The organism is Lysobacter enzymogenes (assembly GCF_023617245.1).
Lineage (GTDB): Bacteria > Pseudomonadota > Gammaproteobacteria > Xanthomonadales > Xanthomonadaceae > Lysobacter > Lysobacter yananisis.
The window spans coordinates 957,548-978,381 of record NZ_CP067396.1 but is presented as its reverse complement, the minus strand read 5'-3'; the positions used below and the strand labels follow the sequence as shown (position 1 = coordinate 978,381).

The window sequence follows — 20,834 nt, the reverse complement described above, 5'->3', positions numbered from 1 at the left end:
CATGAAGAACTCCATCCTCTATCTGTCGTTGTTGGGCGCGATGCTGGCCGCGCCGGCCATCGCCCAGACCCTGCCGACGGCCAAGGCCCTGCAGCAATCGGCCACCGGCGAATCGTTCACCGTCGGCCAGATGCGCTTTCGCGTCGTGCCCGATGCCGTACTCGAACCGTCCGCCGCCAAGGCCCAGGCGACCCCGGCCATCGGCAAGGCCAATGCGCGCCAGCAGCCGGCGATCGGCAAGTACACCGTCAAACTGGGAGCGGCGAAGTCGGCCGCCGCCGTCGCCACCGGCGGCGATGCGCGCATGGCCGTGGCGATGTCCGACAGCGGCGTGCCGGTCGTGGTGACCTCGTCGCTGGACGTCTATGTCAGCCACATCGGCGCGCTGAACGAGGCGGTGCGCGACACCGGCGGAAAGCTGAAGTACTCCTCCGCGCTCGGCGGCAACGGCGTGATCGAGTACGCCAGCGTCGCGCAGGCGTTGCAGGCGATGCAGAAGCTGTCCGCCATCGCCGGCGTCAAGAGCGCCTCGCCGCGCCTGATCCGCGAGGAATTCGTTCTCTACTGACCGCGTTGCCCGCCCCCGCCGGACGCTGTTCCGGCGGGGGCGATCGCCGGCCGCTACCAGGCCTGCGGCCAGGGCCGCGCGGCGGCCGCCGCGAAACCGGCGTTGACTTCGCGGGCATGCTCGCGCAAGCGCGCGCGCAGCGTTGCCGGAATCGCCATCGACGCCTTGCCGGAGTGCAGGCGCGAGGCGGCGGGATTGAGCTTGCGGCGCAGGTGTTCCGGCAGCTCGCGCAACTGCTTCATCGCCGTCATGCGCACGGCTTCGCGCGCGCGCCGGGCATCGAAGCTGACCGCGGCATCGGGGTCGATCCCCAGCCACTGCGCGAGGTCGCGAAAGCCGGCTTCCGGCGCGCGATAGAACTCGTCGAACAGCGCCACGCGCATGCGCTCGCCGGGGAAGCATGCGCGCCAGCGCGCCAGCGGCGTGGCGAAGTCCATCAGCTGCAGGTAATGCAGGCCGAACGGGAAATAGCTCGTGGCGAAGCGGGTCTGCCCGGCGCGCAACAAGGCCGATTCCGGATCGGTCTCGGCTTCGTTGCCGGTGCGCAGGTACAGCTCGTACAGGCTGATCGCCATGTCCGCGGGGTTGCGCAGCAACACCACGATGCGCGCGTCCGGATGGTGCCGCGCGATCCGCACCGGCGCTTCGCGGCTGTACAAGTACCAGACCGAGGCTTCGGCGCGAATCCGCTGATCGCCGGCCGCGGCGAACAGCCGCGCATAGTCGTCGGGATCGGACACCGTATGCGGCTGCGCGGGCAGGTCCGGCGCGTGGAAATGCGGCTCCTTCAGCACCGAGGCGTACACGTCCGGGTGCTGCTTCAACGCGGCGAACAGCGAGGTCGTTCCGCAGCGCGGCGCGCCGACGACGAACAGATTGGGCGAGTTCACCACGGGAACAGCGCCTTGTCCTTGTAGAACCGTCCGGTCTCGCCGCCGCCGTCGAGCGCGAGCCACAGGATCGTGTCGGCGCCTTCCTCCGGCGAGCGCGGCGCGGCGATGCCGCCCAGTTTCGTGCGCACCCAGCCAGGAGTCATGCAGTTGACGCGGATGCCGCTGTCGGCGAGTTCCGCCGCCATCGCCTGGGTCAGCACGTTCAATGCCGACTTGGAACTGCGATAGCCCAGGTTGTTGCCTTCGATCCGGGTGGAACTGCCGTGTCCGCTGGAGACATTGATGATGTGGGCCTGCGGCCGGCCGCGCATCAGCGGCAGCGCCAACTGGCTCAGGCGCCAGGGGCCGAAGAAATTGACGTCGAAGGTCGCCCGGGCCTGCGCCAGGCTCTCATCGCTGGGCTTGTCGCGCACGCCTACGGACATGCCGGCGTTGTTGACGAGCAGATCGAGGTGGCCGTGCGCCTCGGCGATGGCGCCGACCGCCGCGGTCATCGACGCGTCGCTGCACACGTCCAGCCGGATCGGCTCGACGCCGGCGAGCCCGCGGCGCTTGATCGCCGCGCGCCCTTCGTCGAGGTCGCGGCAGCCCATGTACACCCGGACGCCGCGCCGCGCGAAGCCTTCGCACACGGCCAGGCCGATGCCGCGATTGCCGCCGGTGACCAGGGCGATGCGGGTGTCGTCGTTGGCGTCGGTCATGCGGTCACCGCCCGGTACTCGGGGAAACGATTGAAAAGGAAACTTTCCTTGCGCAGGACGAAATCGCGCAGCGCTTCGTCGAAGTAGTCGTCGGCATCGGCGCGCTCGCGGGTCTCGTGCGCCTGTTCGGGCAGCACCCGTTCATGCATGCGTACCGCCTCCGCCTGCGCGGCACCGACCCCGAAGCGGGCGAGCAGGTCGGCCAGGCCGTCGTTCAAGGTTTCCGTCTTCAGAAACTCGACCGGATATTCGTACGGTTCCGCGCGGCCGCGTTGCAGCACTTGTTCGGTGAGGCCGGCGAAGGCCTGGCGGGAGTCGCGGCAGTAGAAGCGCACGAACTGCTCGGTGTGCCAGCCCGGCGCCAGCGCCGGCGGCAAGCGCGGCGTTTCGTAGCCGGTGGCGACGCCGCGGTGGACGTTGACGAAGAACCGGTTGGCGATCTTCACGAAGTCGGCGAAGCCGACATCCGGATAGCGCGGGAAATCCTCGCGGATCGCGGCGGGATCGCAGTATTCCTGCGGCTGCGTCCGCCACCAGCCGTAGTGATACTGCGACACGTAGCGGTCGAACGGCGAGCGCATCACCGACACGATCGGCTTGCCGCGCTCGGCCTCGGGGATCTCATCGCAGGTGGCGTGCTTGCGGCCCGTTTCCAGCGCCGCGTCGCCGTAAACCTTCTGCAGCATCCTGACGATGAAGGTGCCGCCCGTCTTGGGCATGTGGATGAAGACGAAATCCGGAGTGATCAGCATGCGGTCGTCAGGCCCTCAGCGGCTTGGTATCGCCGGTGAACACCCGCCGCAGCCCGGCGCCGAGGTAGCGGCCGCTGTAGTCGCCGTAGACGATGCCTTCGTCGGTCAGGCGAAGACGGCCGTCCTCGACCGCGACCAGGCCTTCGCGCGACAGGTGCGCGATCTCGTCGGCCAGCGCGTGATCCAGGCGCAGGCCGTGCCGGCGACGGTACTCGTCGAGATCGATCACGGTCGTCTTCAGGCCCATGACCAGGTCGCGCATCATGTGGTCGGCGCTGCTGAGTTCCAGCACGCGCTGGGTCGGAATGCGGCCGCTCTCGACGCGTTCGAGGTAGACGTCGATCTCGCTGACGTTCTGGCGCGCATGCCCGGCCACGGTGCCGAACGCGGAGGCGCCGAAGCCGTACAGGTCCTCGCCGCGCCAGCGGCTGATGATGTGGTGCTGCGGGTACTTCCCTTCGCGGGTGAAGGTGAAATAGGTGGACGGCGCATAGCCGTTGTCGCGCAGGCGGTCCAGGCCCCAGCGCGCGAACGCCAGTTCCTCGTCCTCGCTCGGCAGCGAGAGCTTGCCCTGGCGGATCTCGCTCATGTAGTGCGCGTTGGAGTACAGCTCCATCTTGTAGACGGTGACCGCATGCACGCCCAGCGCGATGGCGCGGTTGATCGAATGCTGCCAGCTGTCCATCGTCTCGCCTTCGAGCCCGGCCAGCAGGTCGACGTTGACCACCGCGCCGGTCTGCAGCGCGCGCTCGATCGCCCGCGAGTTCTTCTCGTCGGTGTCGTGGCGGCCGGTCAGCGCGACGACACGGTCGTCGAAGGACTGGATGCCGAAGCTGATGCGGTTGACGCCGAGGTTCGCGAGGCCGTCGATCATCCGGTTGTTGAGCGTGATCGGTTCGATCTCGAACACGAACTCGGGATCTTTCAGGCGAAAGCATCGCTCGATGGTCCGCTTGATCCGCGCCAGCTGCTCCGGCGGAATCACGCTGGGCGTGCCGCCGCCGAAGTAGATCGACCGCACCGCGCGCCCGCGCAGCCGGTGCGCGTCGGCGACCAGCTCGATTTCCCGGCACAGCGCGCTGACGTAGCGCTCGCGCTGCGCATGCGAGGAGTCGGACAGTATCTCGATCTTGTAGAAGCAGTAGCGGCAGCGCTGCAGGCAGTACGGAATATGGAAATACAGGTGCAACGGCTTCTCGGAGGTCAGGTCGGTTTCGCTCGCGGACTTCCAGTAGCGTTGCGGCGGCCAGGCGACGACGAATCCGTTGCGGTTGGGCGTTTCGCCGCGATAGTCCGCCGGCGCTTCGGCCAGCGGCGGCGGGGCGTCGCCGACCAGCGATATCTTGAGCGGTTCCATCACGCGCCGACCTCGCAGGCGCTCTCGGCCAGCCGCTTCTGCACCAGCGCGGCCACGTTGTCGAGCGACTGGAACGTCGCCGACTCCAGGTCCTCGTCGAGGATGCGGATCTGGAACCGGCGTTCGAGCAGGTTGATGAACTCGGCCATGCTGATCGAGTCGAGCGCCAGGCCGTCCTCCAGGAACGAGGCCGCGTCGTCGACCTGGTCGTAGCCGATGTTGAGGTCGAGATCCTCGGCGATGATCTGCTTGAGGATGTCGATGACCCGGGATTTATCCATGGCGGTAGTCCTTGGTGATGGTGTTGCGGTCGGGTTTGCCGCTGCTCAGACGCGGGAGCTCGGCGGCGAGCGCGTAGCGGTCCGGCCGCGCGAAGACCGGCAGCGTGTCCGCCGCATGCCGCTTGAGGGCGTCGACGGTCAGCGCCGGCGACGAGGGTTGGATCACCACGGCGATGGCCTTGCCGGCGGCGCTGTCTTCGTCGAGCGCGATCGCCACGGCGAGATCGACGCCGGGCCAGGCCATGATCGCGCGCTCCAGATCGGCCAGAACCAGAAGCTTTCCCGCTCGATTGAGGCTGAGGTCGGCCCGCCCCTGGATCGCGAAGCCGCCTTCGTGATGGAAGATCGCGATGTCGCCGGTGTCCCATGCCTGCGGCAGGGCGATGGGCGCGTCGGTCTGGGCGATATGCGTGGCCGCGTGCGGATGGCGCACCAGCAGCCGGGTCTGTGCGGCGCCCGCTTCGGCCGCGAACGCGCGCACGCCATCGAGCGGATGCAGCGCGCGCGGTTGGTTGGGGCCGGAAATCGCGATCACGCCCAGTTCGGAACTTCCATACAGGTCGAAGACGCGCTGGAACACCAATTGCGCCTGCGCGCGCAGCGGCTCCGGAATGCCGTCGCCCGCGAGCACCAGGCTGCAGGGCGGCGAGATAGCGGTTTGCTTGCGCTGCACCAGCGTGCGCAGCAGATGCGGCGTCGAGTACACCCAGCTCGGCGCGGCCGCGCGCAGCGCGTCGTTGAAGCTGAGCAGGTTGGCCTTCGGCAGCAGATGCACCTGCGCTCCGGCCAGCAGCGCGGGGATCAACGCCGCGCCGAGGCCATACATATGGTGCAGGGGCACGGTGACCAGCACGCGGTCGTCCGCGCCGAGCGCCAGCCGCCGCATCACCAGCGCCGCGGTCGCGAGCAGGTCGCGCGGGTCGTGCCAGATGGTTTTCGGAGTTCCGAGCGTGCCCGAGGACAGCACCGCCAATCCGTCCGGGCACCGCTCGCGTTCGCCGGTCGCGGACGCGCGTTCGCCCGGCGCGTCCGTCGCGCGCGCCTCGGCCGCGGCGCCGATCGAACCGTCGCACACGGCGGGCGGGGTCGCGTCCGCGGCGCACAGCAGCACCGGGCGCCGGTCGACGATGGCGGCCAGCAACAGCGACAGCATGTCGACGTCGCCGATCCCGCGCAGCGCCGGAAAGCTGCAGGCCGCATGCGCCCGCCAGCCCGCGCGCCCGCGCGCCAACAAGTCCTTCGCCGAAATCGATTCGCCGCCCAGATGCACCACGCTGGCGCTGTCGGCGAGCGCCTGCGTCCAGTCGCGCCCGGTCCGGCGCGCGCGTTCGACCGCGTTCATCGTGCGCGCTCCAGCGATTCGTTGTTGAGGATTTCGCGGATCTCGCCGCAACACTCGCCGTTGAACTTCAGCGAGAAGTAACGCGAGACGGCCCAGTCCGATGCGGTCTGCAGACTGTGCGGCGCCGGTACGCGCGAGACTTCGATGTCGTTCTTTTCGAGCAGGCCGAGATTGCCCGGATCGAGCAGTTTGCCGATGCCTTCGCTGCGCTCGATGAGTTTCCGTCGTTGCCCCGGATCGAGCCGCGACAGTGCGATCTCGGATTTGGCGACCAGCACGATGTTGCGCGCATGGCGCACGTACAGGCGCGCATGCCGGCGCAGGATGTCGCCGCGATTCGGATGCGTCTCGACGCTCTGGTGCAGGACTTCGACTTCGACCGGATGGCCGGAGACGGCTTGCAGGAAGAAGGTCGTCGAGCCTTGCAGGGCCAGGTATTCGGCTAGCCGCTTCGAAGGCACGGCCTCGACCAGACTCGGATCGGCGAGGCTTGGATCGACAGGGCTCGGATCGACAGGGCTTGAACGGGAGTCTGGCGAAACAAGCTCCGCGCCCGAAAGCGCTGGCTGGAGAGCTAGCAAATCGGAGTTCATGGACGTCCGTGTCGAGAAGCAATTCCAATCGGCCGCAAGCGCGGCCAACGCATGTGCGCATCCAGCAACGCCGTCGCGTCCCTTGGCTTGCCTGCCGGTGGACGCGCTGCGATTTGTTGAAGATACGTGACGACTATAGGCACCGAAAACGCGGGAATTCAATACACCTGTCTAATCGCGATCACCATCGATCAGGAACGACATCACGAAACCTTTGAAGACTTCCGCGACGACGCGTTGTTGCGAACAAGGTAGGCCGCGCGGGTCTCGCCGAACGAGAATTCGTCCGTCGCGAACCTCGGATCGGCGGGACCCGAATCGTTATCGCGTGCGTTCAGCGAGCAGGGTTTCGGTCGATACCGAAAACACCCAAGCGGTCTGGCGGCATCGCTTGGCGTTGGGGTCGTAACCGCCGACGTACCACAGGCCCGACGCGAACGGCGACGCGGCGAAGCTGCGCGCGGCGACGAGATCGGCGACGGCGGGCGCGTCCGGATCGTCGACGCGCCCCAAGGTGTAACGCGCGCCGTCGGGGTCGCGCACCAGATACCACGCGTCGCCCACCCAGGCGTCGGCCGGGTGGGTATCGAGTTGCGTGCTGTAGGTCGCGCCCAGTCCGCACAACAGCCGCGGCGCGCCGCCGCGCGGATCGGGCACGGGGGTGAAGTCGTCGTAGGCGGCCACCGCGTAGGTCGGACGCGCACCCCAGTGGCGCTCCAGGAAATCGATGACGTCCAGTTCGAGGGTTTCGCGGTAGCCGTCGTTCGGATCGATGCGCACCACCCGGCACAGGTCGCCTTCCAGCGCGGCCAACAGCACTTCGCCGCGTCCGGCCGGATCGGGCACAGTGGTGAGCCCGCGAAAACCGCTGCTGGGAACGACCAGCGGCAGGCCGATGGTATAGACCTTTTCCCAGCGCGGCGCCGGGCCGTCGATGCGCCGGTAGATGTCGGGCTTGATGCTGACGTACAACTGGCCGTTGCATCGCGCGAACGACATCGGCCGGCGCGTGCGGCCCGACAGTTCCGCCGTGTCGTCCCAGCGGATGCGGCCCGGCACGCCCGGATCGTAGACGCCGCTGAATATGCCGGTCGGCGCGGTGCCCGCGAACACCCGCTCCTGGCCGGTCGCCGTGTCGCGATGGACGAAGAAGCTGCGGGTGCTGCCCGCGCCCGAGCCGCTGCCCAAGTGGGCGCGCGTCCACTGGCCGCTGTCGTCGTCGTAACTGTCGACATAGACATGTCCGCGGCTGTCCGAAGGCGCGGCGAGCAGCAGCGCGACGGGCGCGGCGAGCCTGCGCCCCTGGCCGTCCTCGCTGAAAGTCACCGATTCCAGCGTCGCGCGCCAATGCACGCGCTCGTAACCGCGGGCCAGTCGCCAGTCGCCGTCGGCGCGGTCGAGCACGGCGATCTGCGCGCCGGTGTCGGGATCGCCCGGCCGATAATCGTTCAACTTGTACGACAGCGAGGCGAACAGGCGCCCGCGATGCGGCACCAGGTGCAACACCTCGGTGCCGCCGAGCAGATGGCCCTCGGCGTCGCGCAGGCCGGCGCGGAAGGCGCGGCGGAATCCATCGGCCGCGGCCGGGGGCGATCCGTCCATGGACATGCTCCGTGGGAAGTGCTTGTCCAACACCGCGTGCGAGGCCGGCTGTCGCGCGTGAGCGTAGAGCGATCGCCGGAACTCGGCGCGCCGCGCGTCGTCGGAAGGAAAGTGATTGGACACCCAGGTGTGGATGCGCGCGCCCATGCCCTGGATGTCGCGGTCTGCGCGCTCGTCCAGATACGCGCGCACATTGTCGGTGGCCGCGTAGCCGCGGCCGAGGAACTGCAGGATGCGGAAGGTGATGCGATAGCCGGAGTCGAGCACGCGCCGGTCGGCGATCAGCCGCAGCGCCCTGGCGCGCACGTCGTCGCCGCCGCAGCCCAATGGATCGAGCAGCGCCTGGTCCCGGCAGTCGTAGTAGAACGCGTTGACCGAGAAGTCGCGCATCCGCGCGTCCTCGATCAGATCGCCGTGCGGGGCGAAGGCAGTGCTCCACATGTCGCCGTTGCGGATGTCCTCGCAGCTGCGCAGGATATTGATCTCCACGCCGCCGCTGGCCTCATCGCCCCAGCGCAGCACGCCGAAGCGCTGGTTGTGCATGCGCACGCCGTCGATGTCGGGATAGGCGTGGCGCAGCCGCCGCAGCGCCTCGTCGACGGACGCGTCCACGCACAGGTCGATGTCGATCCCGGGCAGGCCGAGCAGCCAGTCGCGCGGAGCGCCGCCGACGACGAACACGCGCATGCCGGCGGCCTGCAGCAGAGCGATCACGTCGCGCACGCGCACGTCGTGGCGGTCGTCGCGATACACCGGCCGCTCGTAGGCGGCGGCGACCAGGCCGGGATCGATCGCGAAGGTCAAGTGCGCGTCCCCACGCCGCGGCCGAGCAGGAACAATGCGAGCGCGGACAGGCCCAGGGTCAGGACCAGCATCACCGCGATCGACACGCCGACGCCCGGCGCGCCGGTGCCGAGCACGCCGTAACGGAACGCGCCGATCATGTGCGCCAGCGGATTGACTTGCGCGATCTCCTGCCAGGGCGTCTTCAGCAGGCTAATGGGATAGAACACGCCGCCCAGGTAGGCCAGCGGCGTGAGCACGAAGTGGGTAACGTGGCCGATGTCGTCGAGCGTCTTCGCGTACAGCGCGTTGATGAACCCCAACAGCGAGAAGATCGTCGCGGCCAGCAGGACCGACAGGCCGGCGATCCACGGATGCGCCAGCGGCAGCGACGGCGCCAACGCCAGCGCGATGGCGACGACGATCGCGCCCACCAGCAGGCTGCGCACCAGGGCGCCGACGACGTAGCCCAGCAGGATGGTCCGGTTCCGCATCGGCGACGCCAGCATCTCCTCCACCGCGCGGTTGAAGCGGACGAAGAAGAACGAACTGGAGGCGGTGCCGTAGCTGCTGGTGATGACGCACATCATCACCAGCCCGGGCGTGATGAAGTGCAGGTAGCTCGCCCCGCCCTCGACGCTGCCGATGCGGTCGCCGATCAGCTTGCCGAAGATCGCGAAGTACAGCGCCGTGGAGACCGCCGGCGGCACCAGCGTCTGCAGCCAAAGCCGCAGAATGCGCACGACTTCGCGACGCACGATGCAATGCAGCGCGATCAGCTCGGAGCCGACCCTCATGCCCGCGCGCTCCTGGCCTCGCCGCGATGGCGCCCCATCCAAGCTCAAACCCCACCACCGGCGGAGCGCCAGGCGTTGGCCCGCGCGGTAATGCGCACCACCAGGATCTTCTTCAACGCGCTGTATTCCAGCCAGGTCTGGCCCGGCACGGCCGCCAGTTCGCGCTTGAGCTCCACATAACGTTGCCGCTCGTGCGGAAAGGCGCGCAGGAAATCGCGGAAGTTCCTGACTTCGGCGAAGCGCGGATTGTCGGCGACGCAGGTGTGCACCACGAACGAGCGGCCGCCGTCGGGCCCGATCCGCCAATGCCACGAGAACCCGGCGTCGATCGGACTTTCGCCATGCGCCCGGTAACCCAGCCCGGCCAGCGTCGCGGCCGCGCGCTCGATCGCCGCCGGCTCGCGCATCGCCACCACGATGTCGAGGATGTCCTTACTGGCCAGCTGCGGGATCGACGTGCTGCCGATGTGTTCGATGCCGGCCACGTCCTCGCCGGCGAGCGCCGCGAGCAGGCGCTGCTTCTCCTCGTCGAAGGCTTGCGGCCAGGCCGGATCGCAGCCGCTGCGCAGGTTCAGGTCGAGCGTCGGCGCGCGCACGCGCGAGTAGCGGCGCACGAATTGCTCGACACTTTCCGCGCCCAGCTCGCCGGGCTGCACCTGCTCGCGCAGTCGCCTGAGCACGCGGGCCACCTGCAGGGCGCCGCTGAGGTCTCCCGTCGAGGCGTTCATCGCGTTGCGCCTCGTTCTTCGGGCGCGACGTTCTCGCGGCATGCGATGCGCGGTGGCGAGGACGCATCGGAACGCGCGCCCGGGATGCGGCGGTCGGCGCTGCCGGGCACGGCGGAGATGAGCGGGTTAAGTACGGCGGGTACGACGGCTAACGAATTCATCCTGATCCTTGGACGCGACTACTGAACTCCTGCAAGCGCCATAGCATGCCCCTACTCGCGTATCCGAAAGTGAGACTCGGTGCCGCGATCGCGCAATGCCGATACCGCAGCCGCCCCCACTCGACCGGCCTCAGAGTCGTTCAGAGCGACCTCGTCCTGGGCAGCCGCCAGGCTTGAACGGGGAAGCATCGACAGCTTGTCTCGGTGAAGCGTCACTACCGGACGACAGGCGGACGGCCGCCGGAGATGGTGTCGGCGCGTTCGCAGAGAGTCGCCACGCCGCGATCGGTCGCCAGCGTCTGGCAGCCTGACAGCGTGGCTATCGAGACCCGGTCGACCGCGGCTTGGGCTCGCACCCGCTGACTATGCTGAACAACGTTCGGCCGGTCGCTTCAGGAACGCGGCAAAGAAAGCCCGGGCGCGGCACGCAGCTCGCGACATTGCCGACGCTGCGGCAATAAAAAAGGGCTCCTAGGAGCCCTTTTTCAGCAGCATTAGCTTGCGCAACTGCGGCGCCGGCCGCTTCCGTGTGCGCGACTGCCCGGCAGCGACTTGCGGGGCCGCCCACACAGCGACCCGATACAGCCCGAATCGCAGCGTGTGGCTTACCGCACGGGTGTGGGTCTGCTCATAAGGGACTATTGCCCGCCCTATGAAAGCAAGGGTCTCTCCATCTTTGGACACCTCAGCTCGCTAGCAGTTGGAACCCTAAAGATGCTTTTTCCGTGGTAGTTGGCATCCTAAAAGGGCTAGCGCTTGCTCAATCCACAAAAATTCCCAATTAAATCTTACAGTTATGAAGAATTCGGATGGGGTGGAATGCGGCGGAAGCAGTCATCATGCACGCCGAGGATTGGTGGGGATGACTGGCACTGGGCTCTTTGCGGACTGCGCCTCGACGTCAAGCGCTGCAAGGACGGCGCGGACCTTGTATTGGACGATGGGACCGCAGAGCGGCCATTCGAACACCGCGGGCAGTAGTTCCGTGCCGATGGGAAACTTGGTGCTCCCCCTGTGCCGTGCCCAGGTACTCGGCCAGGGCCTTGGCCGTAGGCTGCCGTTCTTCTCCTCCACCTTGATGAGATCCACGAAAAGGCGGTTCTAGTTCTTGCTTGTGTGGTTCGTGGTGAGCCGGCGCGCGGGGGGGGAGGATTCGAGCACCACCAGCACTTTGTCGAACTCCGCCTGGTCGTCCGGCAAGAGCTCGGCGTACGAGCCAGATTGCCACGCCGCTGAGAAGATCCAGGCTGCGAGTCTTGCCACGTTTCAGCGTGCGGACATTGCTGGCAGGTAAGGTAAATACGATGTAACCAGGATGTTGGAAAGGATCTCCCCATCATTCGGCGTGATGAGCACGCCCCTGAGCACCGGCGGCCACAAGCCCAACGCGTTTGACTGCTCCACGTACCGGTTGATGTGGGCCTTCTTACGCATACGACCGGCAACGGCAAGCGCCTCGCGAAGCAACCGTCCGGACGCCGGGCCAGCTCGGTAAAGTGCCGCCCGGAATGCCAAGTCGTAAAGCGTTAACCCTTCCTCCCATCGCCACTGCCAGATGGCCAGCCGTGCCCGACACCAGCGGACCATCCATTCGGTGGCCCAAGGCGCTTTGGCTGCGGCGGCCCGCTGTTCGAACATAAGCAGAAGTTCCGCGGCGTACTCGATGTCTGCGCTCGCCGAGGGACCATCGAATCCAAGACGCTCGAACGTGTTTAGTCCAAGCTCGCTTAGTCCTTCCCAAGCCCGGGCTTGGCGAACGATCTCCGCATGAACCAAAGTCCCGATGTCAAAAACCGGCGCATCCTGAGGCAGAAGCCGCTGTACAGCCGCCGCGAAGGCGCGGGGATCCTCGAGGCGAGCTAAGCCGTATTCGAGCGCTCTCGCCACACGCAATGCGCGATTGAGACGCTGTGCGCGACGGCGATCGGAGTTCGACAGATCCCCAGACGCGGTCTTCTGATTGGACACGGCGAGTAGGAGCTGGCCCATGTCCGGAACATGGTCACCATTGATCCAGTCGCGTACCTTGTCGCGCTGACGGTCGGTTTCCACGGCCGTCCCTTGATATACAGCCGCGAACACGTCCGGCGCGACCTGCCCTTTGTGCCGCAGGTACTCCTCCAGCACGAAGCGAAGTGGGCTTGCCCGTGGGCGATTGACATCGAACGAAAGAGATTCGGCCAGCAGATGTTCCGGCAAGGGAATGAAACCTTTGTCGCGTGCCTCGATCAGGAAGTCGGCGACGACGCGCGGTACGTAGCCTTCTACAGAAGTGGCATCAGCTGTTCACGTGTCAGGGCATCGGCCGAGACCGAACCCAACAGCTTGGCGTAGTGCGGTCGCTTGCACCGAATGAAATCGGCGACGAAGTGGCCGAACTCGGGATCACCCTCGGCAACGAACGAGGTTTCGACCAAGGCGACGACAAGTTCATCGAATGTCTCCGCGTCGAAGTCCCCCTCGCGCGCCGCGCGGTCCAGCCTTTTCTTATCAGCCGCCTCGCCGCGAGCGCGCAAGTCGAGCGCCCCAATGACGAACCGCAGCATCTCTCCCAGTGTCGGATACGCCGCGTACTCGAGATTCCTTGTCACTCGCGCACTCTCCGAGTTTGAACTGTGAAGTTTGCGAACGTCCTGCGGTCGCCCGGCGTGCATGGCACTATAACGGTCACTCCGCAGGGCGCACGGAGCCGGCCGGGTCGCCGCCCGCGCTTGAATGACCATCCGACGCGCACGAGGTCGGCTACGGCGCGGTCGATATCCTTGTCGGTGCAGTATCGGGTAGCCATAAGAGCCTACTTGTTACGGGCGGCTGGGCGCGGGGCGCGAAGGTGCCGGCTTTGACGGCTCCTCCGTTAGCGCGGGCTTGCGTACTCTGGATCCGGGCAGCGGCCGCAGGCATCATCGGGCGCGGCGAGGGCGGGGTCTTCTTCATTGGGTCTCCTAAGGCCGGGCGAATCCCGTGAAAGAATCTTCCGGAGTCCTGTCCCATCCAGCCACCGGGCGAGAGGCCAGAATTTTTGGCCCCTTCCTTGCCACGCCGTAACGTCTTTCCAGTCCGAGCGAGACCTTCGGCCGGCAAGACCACCAGTTCAGCCTCTTCTCAGCCTCATCGCCGCGGCAAAACCCCGCAACGCAAGCCGCCGCCTTCAGGAGCAAAGGACTGCAACGTCCGCTTAAGGTCGGAAGCGAACACTGGCTGGTCGGCGCTGGGAGACTGGGCGGCCTCAGCCGAACCCTTTAGCTGACTCCGGCAGACCCCGGTCTGGATCTGAATCGTCCGCGGTGGTCGGCCCGTCCGGCGCTCCGCCACGGCTGGAACGGTGGCGCAGGGCACCAGCGCACGCAGTTTTAGCGCGCACTTGGAATCGTGGTAGCGGACGGCATACACTAGCCGCGGCGCCCGCCCTGCTTGCACACGAGCAAAAACAGGCCGTATCCCCTGATCGACTCTTCTTCTGGCCAGCTGCCGGGGACTTAAACGTGTGCGCCTGACCCGGATCGGCTTGGCCATTGAGGACGAGTCATGACCATCAAGCAATATGCGTTTCATGTCCATGCATACCTTCGGGCGCAGGGCACTGCGTCGCTTACCCGCAGCCAGGTCCATGAGCTGCTGGCGGCCGCCGCCGGATTTGCTACCCATGCGGCGTTCCATCACCAGGCCGCGTGGTGCGACGTGGCTTGGCGCGACACCGGATTCGCGCCGGATGAGGGCCGCGTCATCCAACGGTGTCTGGACTTTGGGCTGTCAGACGAGGAGGCGGTGCGCGCAGCCCAAGGCCTGGTCTGCTTCCTTGGCGCATCCGGCTACGCGCCGGTGCGCTTTGAGGAGCTGATTGCCGCGCTCACTAGCGATGAAGACGAGTGGGTGGAGGCGGACGAGACGGAGTCGGATGTCGTTGCCGAGTGGCTGTCGACCGCCCTAATCAGCCGCATGCAGCATGAGTTTGACACGCTGCTCCGCGGGCTCCCATTGCTGCTCGAAGGGTTGGAGGCAGCCGCGGCGCGCGGCATCGCCGCGGCGCACCTAGCGATCGCGTACATGCTCGAGCCGCATGGGGAGCTGTCAGATGAGGACGACCGCCGCTTCGGTCGCGAACTTCGCCGGTGTGGTGAGTGGTCGACCGAGCCAGTGAGCTTCGCGGAGATCGCCGCGGGCGCAGACAGATTTATTCGAGTGGTGGCCAAGCATCGGTACCACCTCCTTGCTGCGGCACGGGGCAGGGATAGGCGCGCGATGCTGCTCACCGCAACGCGCTACGGTGATCCTGGCGCGCTCGAGCTCGAGCCATCGGATGATATTTATCCGTACGACATGGCTGACTTGGCCGATGCGAATGATCGACCCGAGTTGGCCTACCAGTGGCTGACCGTGCTAGCACGCGAGGGTGATGTATCCGCCATGCGCGAGCTCATCGAAGATCGGGACGAAACGCCGTTCCGTGCTTGGGTCTGGATGTACCTGTCACGCATGCTGGGTCGGGACCTGAGCCAGGACCGGTATCAAGCGATCAACGAGGACCGCTCTCCATATGACGACGATGTCGGCGGGCCAGCGTATGCCGGGGGCGTCGCCGGAATCGAATTGACGCCACTCGCAGTCGAGGAAGACAGGCACGCCAAAGAAGAGGCTGCTCAGCTGTTCGCCGTAATCGAAGAGCGCTACGAACCGACCTGATCAAGTATGGTCATGGGCGAGCTCCCGCTCAGGGCGGGGGCTCGCCAGGATTTTCCCCTGGTCGTGCGCCATGCGCGCATCGTCAGAGGGGGCGGGCTTGCGTGCCGTGGTAATGGGGTTGCGTCGCTGTAATCGGTCATGTGCGCTTCCGGCCAGAAGCGCACATCGACCGGCACTGAGTTAAGCCGCGCCGCGAAGCGCCGTCGGCTTGGACGAATTGCTAGGCGCGTCACGCACTATATTATGACCCGCCAGACACTCTAACGACCCACCCGCGGCGCGCGGCAATCGCTTGGACAATAGTCTGCAACACAGCGGGCGCGTCTTACTTAAAATCGTAAGTAACCGACGACACTAATGACGTGAGCCTCAGTCGGCGCCAGTCCATCCCATCATGGACTGAGCCGTAGTAGCGGCCAGCGTAGCCATAATTTGTGTGCCGGCCGGCGCGTGCGGAGCGACCACGTGAACTATCTGCGTGATAGACGAGTAGATCACCCTGGAAAGCAGAAACTCCGCGATCCGTGAGAACGCGGCCTGAAAGGCGAATTTCGGGTATGCGAGAAACCATGGATAGCGCCCCCCTACCTAATAGCCGGATTCTTGGGTCCGGTTGTACGACTTATTCGCAGCGCACCGTATGGTGAGCTCCCCCTTTGATACCGCTTGATCTTAGAGCTGCTGGGTCCGGCTAACAAGCCGTTATACGAACGGACCCATAGGTGGCTTGGCCAAAGGTGCGCCTCCTGATTTGACCCTCCTGGGTGTGGACCTCCGAGGCCCCCACTCTTCCGCCAACGGCCCTGTTCCTCCGATGTCCGCTCTGGGTCGGAAGCAGACATCTGAAAGCCGCAAGAAACTGATAACCACATCTCGGCTTTGTGATGCTTTCGCTTCGGCTGTGGGTTTGCTCGTATCCGATCAAGCCCGATACTGCCAACGCTGAGGTCGATGGTCAGGAGTCGTGATCGGGCGGCTCAGGCGCGGCGACTTGGCAGGTGATAACTGGTGCGTCTCGAGACCGTCCGATGAGGCCCTTGGACCTCCGACGTCGCAGGCCTTGCGACAAGTTCATGAGAGGGTCGGTGAAAAGCCCCTTTTTCATCCTGAACCAATGACGGCAGGTCGCCATGTCTATCGCAATTCCTTGGCAAACGATGACCCCGCGTGAGCAGTTGGTCTGGACGGCCCGCTACGCGGCGCTAGCTGATCGTCCGGCCGACGCGGTCCGTCTAGCGAACTAGGCGGTGCAGACGCTTCGTGGCCTCGATGTGGACGACGAACGTTTCCTGGGGCCCGAGTACGAAGCGGCTCGGAGTGGGCCCGGCCTCACGTTCGAAGAGTTCCGCCTGTGGTATCCGGTGGCATTGAAGATCTCCAGGCGCGGCCCAGTTGCGCCCGATGAAGTCGGCGAGGCGGCGTGCCAGCGGGCTTACGACGCCTACCATCAAAGTGCATCGGACTTCTATTGATCGTATAGCCACGCCATGCCCTAACCTTTGGAAGTTCAATGGATTGCCTTCCCCTTTGCGGTTGTGCGCTCGACTGCTCGATCTGCACGACGCCCAACGATTGCCCGGCAACGCATCGGTGTACACACAGGCAGAGCGTACGGGTCGGAGACGCGCTCCTGGACGGACTAGCGGCCCATTGCGAGAGCCGGGCAGTCGACCAGGGGGCTTTGGACATCGTCCAACACCGAGCATTGGCGACCCACGCCCTAAGCGACGCGATAACCGATACGGCCGTGGGCAGCGGACCTGCGGCCGGCAATGTCCCGGAGCGCAACGCGTCTTCGACCTGACGTTGAATCTGCAAGCGCTTGCGCGGCCACAGCTTTAGAAGGAAACGATCGCCGATTGCTGCGGCCAAAACACTGATTGTGTTGAGTTCTCACGCTTCCAGGCCAGACGAAGCGCTTCGATGTCCGATCGGTGCTTTGGCGTGTCTTCGTGCAGTCTTTGGGCGCGCCTCAATTTGAGGCTGGCGATTGTCCTAAACTTCTGGGCAGCCCAAGCCCCCAGAAGGGGTGTCTAAGAATTCCTGATAACTCCATCGCTTGCGCAAGCCGGGTGATAACTTCCAAGCACACACAAGCAACAAGGCCCGCCAATGCGGGCCGTTGCGCTTCAGGGAATCGGATTAGTCCCCTCTATCGCCTTTGATTTCCATGGGGATGTAAGGAACTTTTCCAGAATGACGTTACGCGAATCCAGGACATAAACGGCACCAACGTCGTCCACATACCGGAGATCAAAGACAAAATACCTTTTCCCGCCACCTTCTCTATCCTGGAGTACGCGCGAAAGTGTCAGCTCTGAATAATTGCTGTCCTTAGGGGATTTCTTGTAATCCTCGATCAGCTGGCCGGCGAGCGTTTGATCAGCCGAGCTTGCACTCACAGCATTCAGCTTGGTAGCGTCAAAAGTTCTTACCCGCCATTCACTCCCAGTATTTGCAGGCACTGATTGGCACCCTGTCAAAATGAGGGCCGAAATCAGCATTACAGGGCTAACAATTCGAATGACAATTTCGCCTAGATTCGCCGACCGCATCCTTGTACTCATTCTCTGCATCCATAGCTCTCTCTTCACTTTTACGCTCCCCTGTTGCCGGATTTATGCTCCGATCCATGATGCCCTTGTCTTTGTCCCAACCGTGTCCGAGAAGTTCGTGAGTCAGCACTGTTTCACCGCTTGAAGTCACCTGCGTTCCATCGGAGTTGACCGTCGTCACTTGCGCCGTAGGATCTACAACTGTCTCGCTGCCAGTGCCAACGCCAGCAACACTTTCGTTAGCTCTGACCCCGGTTGTCTTATTTTCCGGTGACTCTCCCGACTGGGGGAATCTGATTGTGTGCAAGTTGTCGGAATCCCGCATCGCCTGCATTCTGGCCTTGGAAGCCGGATTCGATTTCTCAATTTTCTTCAAGGCGCTCTTTATCGCCCTGATCTCGGCCCTAGTCCCGGTTGGCTTAATTTCCCGCCCATCCGGGTCTGTGAAGTTGTAGGGCGCATTCGTCGCGTAAATGTAGCGGTTGAAGAACCGCATATCGCCGTTGTCGTAAGCAGTGACCGGATCGACGGACAAAAACCTTCCGATCTGCGGATCGTAATAGCGCTGTTGCATATTAATCAAGTCAGTGCGCCCATCCATGACATGCCCGGTGTAGCCCACGCCATCGTAGCTGGGCTTCCCGATCGCAGCGCCGTAGGGTTCCCACTCGGTCCGCTCGATCACTTGGCCTGCGCCATTGGTCACCGCGACCGGACTGCCCAGCGCATCGGTGTGGTAGTACTTCGTCTCGGCCGTGCTGGTCGCGCGGTTCCACTCGACGGTCGCCAACAGGCTGCTGCCGAGGTAGATGTGCGGCCGACTGATCTCAGGATAGTTGTCGTTCGTAGCCTCGTTCGCGTGCCCTTCGTAACGGAACAGCAGTTGCCCGCCCAAGCTGTAGAAGGAGTACGCGAATGTCGTGTCGGACCGATTCAACTGACTCAAGCGCCGCCCGTGGGCGTCATAAACGTAGGTTTCCTTCCCCGGCGTTCGACGCAGGCGATTGCCGTAGTCGAACTCGTACGCCTGGCCGTTCTTGTTGCTCAGATTGCCCTGAGCGTCGTAGTCCAGACCCACGACGCCAGCGTTGTTTTCGTCGCGGATATTAGTCAGCCGATTATTGCCGTCGTACCAGTAATCCCGGACCCTGCCGAAGGTGTCGCTCTTACGCTTGAGGTTGTCGAGCGCATCGTAGCTATAGCTTTCGTTGACGTAGTAGTGCAAATGCGCGTTCGCCAGACGGTCCAGGGCGTCGTAGCTCAGATCGCGATTGCCGCTGTAGGTGTTCGGTACAGCGTTGATGTTTCGAATCGTGGCGGTGTTGCCGTTGCGGTCATACTCGTAGGTCAGATCGAGCGCGCCCGCATCGGTGCTGCGCGAGGCTAACTGCCGGGCGTTCTGGGTCATCGTGTGAACGGTGCCGTTGCCGTAGGTGAACTGGCGAATCGCGCCGTTCGGGTAGTAGCTGACGCCGGAGGCGTAGGTTCTTCCGACCGAGCTGACATTAGTTTGCTGCCCCAGCGCGTTGACCGCGTAGTTGACCTGAAGGCCGTCCGGTGCGGTGTAGCTGATGCGGTTGGCATTGGCGTCGTAGCCGTTGTCGCTGCTCCAGACCGCCCCGTTTTGAAGCGTGACCGTTTCGTTGCTCAGCAGTCGTCGCTTGTTGTACTGGTAGCGATTGACGATGAGGCTTTGTCCGGTGCCCTCGTTGTCCGCGGTGATCTCGCGGGCCAAGCCGTCGGGATAGTAGTTCCAGACCTGATTGCCGCGTCCGGTGGGGAAGCTCAGGGTCTTGAGCCGGTTACGCGCATCGTACGTGCGGGCCACGACGCGGCCGGAAGCGGCGGCCTCGGCCCGATTGCATTGGCTCGGATCGGGCAAGTCCAGGCCGGCGGCCGACCACAGCAGATTGCCGGCGTCGTCGTACTCCATCACCGTCGAGCCGGTCTCCGGCTCGATAGTCTTGCACAGTTGCTGGCTCTGATCGTAGACGTAGCGGCGTGATATCCGCAGCGGCGCCGGGATCTTGTAAGTGCCGGAGTTGCCGATCAGCAGGTTGCCCGCGCCAATCGGCGATACACCATGAATAAAGATGCCTTGGTTGGCGTAGGCCTGTTGCTGCGCCGGCGTGATCGGGATCGAGAATCGGTAGGCCGTGCCTTGCGCCTGGCACGCCGCGGCGATGCCTGAATCGCTGGGAAGCGAAGCGGTGTGCCCGCTGACTCGGGTTCCCTGTGGCCAGCCGCCGCCCACGTAGAACTCCACGTCGATCGATGTGTTGTGGCCGCTGGTGCAGGCCCAACCGGTGACCCGGTACTCGCCGTTGCCGGCCGGCTGCACGCCGTCAATGTTGCCGCGAACGGCGGTCTGCGCCACGGCGACCGCGACGGCCGCCGAGGTGGTCTGCTTACCGTTGTTGTCGGTCGCTACCGCGGTGAAGCTGTAGTTGCCGGGGCCGACGTTGTTCCAGGTGAACGGGTAAGGCGCCGCCGTGGCGCTGCCGAGCGACTGGCCGTTGACGTAGTACGCCACGCTAACGACATGACCGTCCGGATCGGCCGCATCCGCCGTCAGGTCGATCTGCGCTGGGTTGATGAACGGCGCGCCGGTTGGCGCACGCAAAGACACGGTCGGCGGCTTCTCTCCGGGCGCGATAACGGTGAAGTTGCGCGTGGCCGATGCGGTACGGTTGAGGTTGTTGCGCGCGATCACCGACACCGCGTAGTTGCCGGGCTGCAGGTTCGACAAGGTGTACTGCAACTCGGGTCCTTGCACCTGGTGCAACTGCCCACTGGCGCCGTTGAGAACGATCGAGGTGACGAACACGTTGTCGTCAAGGACGGTCGCCGTGGCCTTGATCGCCACGTTCGCGGGCGCGACGTACTGCGCGCCCTCGGCCGGGTAATCGAACGCCACATGGATATACGGATTGGGCTGCTGCGCCGACGCCGCCATGGCGAACAGCAGGTACGACGCGACACCCAGCCACCACTTGCTGATCCGGCTCATCCGGAACTCCTTTCCTTTGTTGCGCGACGCC

Annotated in this window: 18 protein-coding genes and 1 pseudogene; 4 read left to right on the top strand and 15 right to left on the bottom strand. The window is 65.0% G+C overall.

Features of this window, described 5'->3' with window-relative positions:
* Position 1 precedes the first annotated feature (1 nt).
* Positions 2-568, top strand: a complete 567-nt coding sequence (locus JHW41_RS04170; protein ID WP_250449128.1) for a hypothetical protein — start codon at positions 2-4, stop codon at positions 566-568.
* A gap of 53 nt (positions 569-621) precedes the next feature.
* Here JHW41_RS04170 and JHW41_RS04165 read toward each other — a convergent pair whose 3' ends face one another.
* Genes JHW41_RS04165 through JHW41_RS04140 form a run of 6 tightly spaced genes read right to left on the bottom strand, consistent with a single transcriptional unit; the run spans position 622 to position 5,693 of the window.
* Entirely contained in the window at positions 622-1,458 is an 837-nt protein-coding gene (locus JHW41_RS04165; protein WP_250449127.1) for a sulfotransferase family protein, read from the bottom strand.
* On the bottom strand, positions 1,455-2,162 hold the full coding sequence (locus tag JHW41_RS04160; protein WP_250449126.1) for an SDR family NAD(P)-dependent oxidoreductase: 708 nt from the start codon (positions 2,160-2,162) through the stop codon (positions 1,455-1,457). The genes JHW41_RS04165 and JHW41_RS04160 overlap by 4 nt, the downstream gene beginning before the upstream one ends.
* Positions 2,159-2,914 (bottom strand): hypothetical protein, encoded by a 756-nt coding sequence (locus JHW41_RS04155; protein WP_250449125.1) that lies wholly within the window; start codon positions 2,912-2,914, stop codon positions 2,159-2,161. Before JHW41_RS04155 ends, JHW41_RS04160 begins: the two co-directional genes overlap by 4 nt.
* 7 nt (positions 2,915-2,921) lie before the next feature.
* A complete protein-coding gene (locus JHW41_RS04150) occupies positions 2,922-4,271 on the bottom strand; it encodes a coproporphyrinogen-III oxidase family protein (RefSeq protein ID WP_250451393.1) in 1,350 nt (449 codons plus the stop codon).
* Positions 4,271-4,552, bottom strand: coding sequence for an acyl carrier protein (locus JHW41_RS04145; RefSeq protein WP_057949056.1), 282 nt, complete (start codon positions 4,550-4,552; stop codon positions 4,271-4,273). The genes JHW41_RS04150 and JHW41_RS04145 overlap by 1 nt, the downstream gene beginning before the upstream one ends.
* Positions 4,545-5,693 carry an AMP-binding protein gene (locus JHW41_RS04140; RefSeq protein WP_197414765.1) on the bottom strand — a complete coding sequence of 383 codons (1,149 nt, stop codon included), beginning with the start codon at positions 5,691-5,693 and terminating at the stop codon, positions 4,545-4,547. Before JHW41_RS04140 ends, JHW41_RS04145 begins: the two co-directional genes overlap by 8 nt.
* On the opposite strand from JHW41_RS04140, the gene JHW41_RS04135 reads away from it, so the two are divergent.
* Positions 5,680-5,922 carry a hypothetical protein gene (locus JHW41_RS04135; protein WP_175429300.1) on the top strand — a complete coding sequence of 81 codons (243 nt, stop codon included), beginning with the start codon at positions 5,680-5,682 and terminating at the stop codon, positions 5,920-5,922. The two genes, JHW41_RS04140 and JHW41_RS04135, sit on opposite strands and share 14 nt — an antisense overlap.
* On the opposite strand, the gene JHW41_RS04130 is transcribed toward JHW41_RS04135, so the two are convergent.
* From JHW41_RS04130 to JHW41_RS04105, 6 genes are all read right to left on the bottom strand, one after another.
* Positions 5,891-6,487, bottom strand: a complete 597-nt coding sequence (locus JHW41_RS04130) for a chorismate--pyruvate lyase family protein (protein WP_250449124.1) — start codon at positions 6,485-6,487, stop codon at positions 5,891-5,893. The genes JHW41_RS04135 and JHW41_RS04130 overlap by 32 nt on opposite strands.
* Before the next feature lie 321 nt (positions 6,488-6,808).
* Positions 6,809-8,893, bottom strand: a complete 2,085-nt coding sequence (locus JHW41_RS04125; RefSeq protein WP_250449123.1) for a hypothetical protein — start codon at positions 8,891-8,893, stop codon at positions 6,809-6,811.
* The gene (locus tag JHW41_RS04120; protein ID WP_250449122.1) at positions 8,890-9,669 is read right to left on the bottom strand and encodes an ABC transporter permease; all 780 of its coding nucleotides are present in this window, start codon (positions 9,667-9,669) and stop codon (positions 8,890-8,892) included. Before JHW41_RS04120 ends, JHW41_RS04125 begins: the two co-directional genes overlap by 4 nt.
* A 44-nt stretch (positions 9,670-9,713) precedes the next feature.
* A complete protein-coding gene (locus JHW41_RS04115) occupies positions 9,714-10,397 on the bottom strand; it encodes a GrpB family protein (RefSeq protein ID WP_250449121.1) in 684 nt (227 codons plus the stop codon).
* A gap of 1,427 nt (positions 10,398-11,824) precedes the next feature.
* Positions 11,825-12,757, bottom strand: coding sequence for a hypothetical protein (locus tag JHW41_RS04110; RefSeq protein WP_250449120.1), 933 nt, complete (start codon positions 12,755-12,757; stop codon positions 11,825-11,827).
* Between the two features lie 65 nt (positions 12,758-12,822).
* Positions 12,823-13,104, bottom strand: a complete 282-nt coding sequence (locus JHW41_RS04105; RefSeq protein WP_250449119.1) for a hypothetical protein — start codon at positions 13,102-13,104, stop codon at positions 12,823-12,825.
* Between the two features lie 979 nt (positions 13,105-14,083).
* Here JHW41_RS04105 and JHW41_RS04100 point away from each other — a divergent pair.
* Positions 14,084-15,238 carry a hypothetical protein gene (locus tag JHW41_RS04100; protein ID WP_250449118.1) on the top strand — a complete coding sequence of 385 codons (1,155 nt, stop codon included), beginning with the start codon at positions 14,084-14,086 and terminating at the stop codon, positions 15,236-15,238.
* Positions 15,239-16,485: 1,247 nt separating this feature from the next.
* Positions 16,486-16,710: a hypothetical protein gene (locus tag JHW41_RS04095; RefSeq protein WP_250449117.1), complete on the top strand. Its 225-nt coding sequence runs from the start codon at positions 16,486-16,488 to the stop codon at positions 16,708-16,710.
* A gap of 366 nt (positions 16,711-17,076) precedes the next feature.
* Here JHW41_RS04095 and JHW41_RS04090 read toward each other — a convergent pair.
* The 3 genes and pseudogenes from JHW41_RS04090 to JHW41_RS04080 all read right to left on the bottom strand — a co-directional run.
* Positions 17,077-17,196 (bottom strand): annotated as a pseudogene (locus JHW41_RS04090) (DUF3574 domain-containing protein); the annotation flags it as partial.
* A gap of 171 nt (positions 17,197-17,367) precedes the next feature.
* On the bottom strand, positions 17,368-17,742 hold the full coding sequence (locus tag JHW41_RS04085; RefSeq protein ID WP_250449116.1) for a hypothetical protein: 375 nt from the start codon (positions 17,740-17,742) through the stop codon (positions 17,368-17,370).
* Between the two features lie 7 nt (positions 17,743-17,749).
* Entirely contained in the window at positions 17,750-20,803 is a 3,054-nt protein-coding gene (locus tag JHW41_RS04080; RefSeq protein ID WP_250449115.1) for an RHS repeat domain-containing protein, read from the bottom strand.
* Positions 20,804-20,834: the final 31 nt, after the last annotated feature.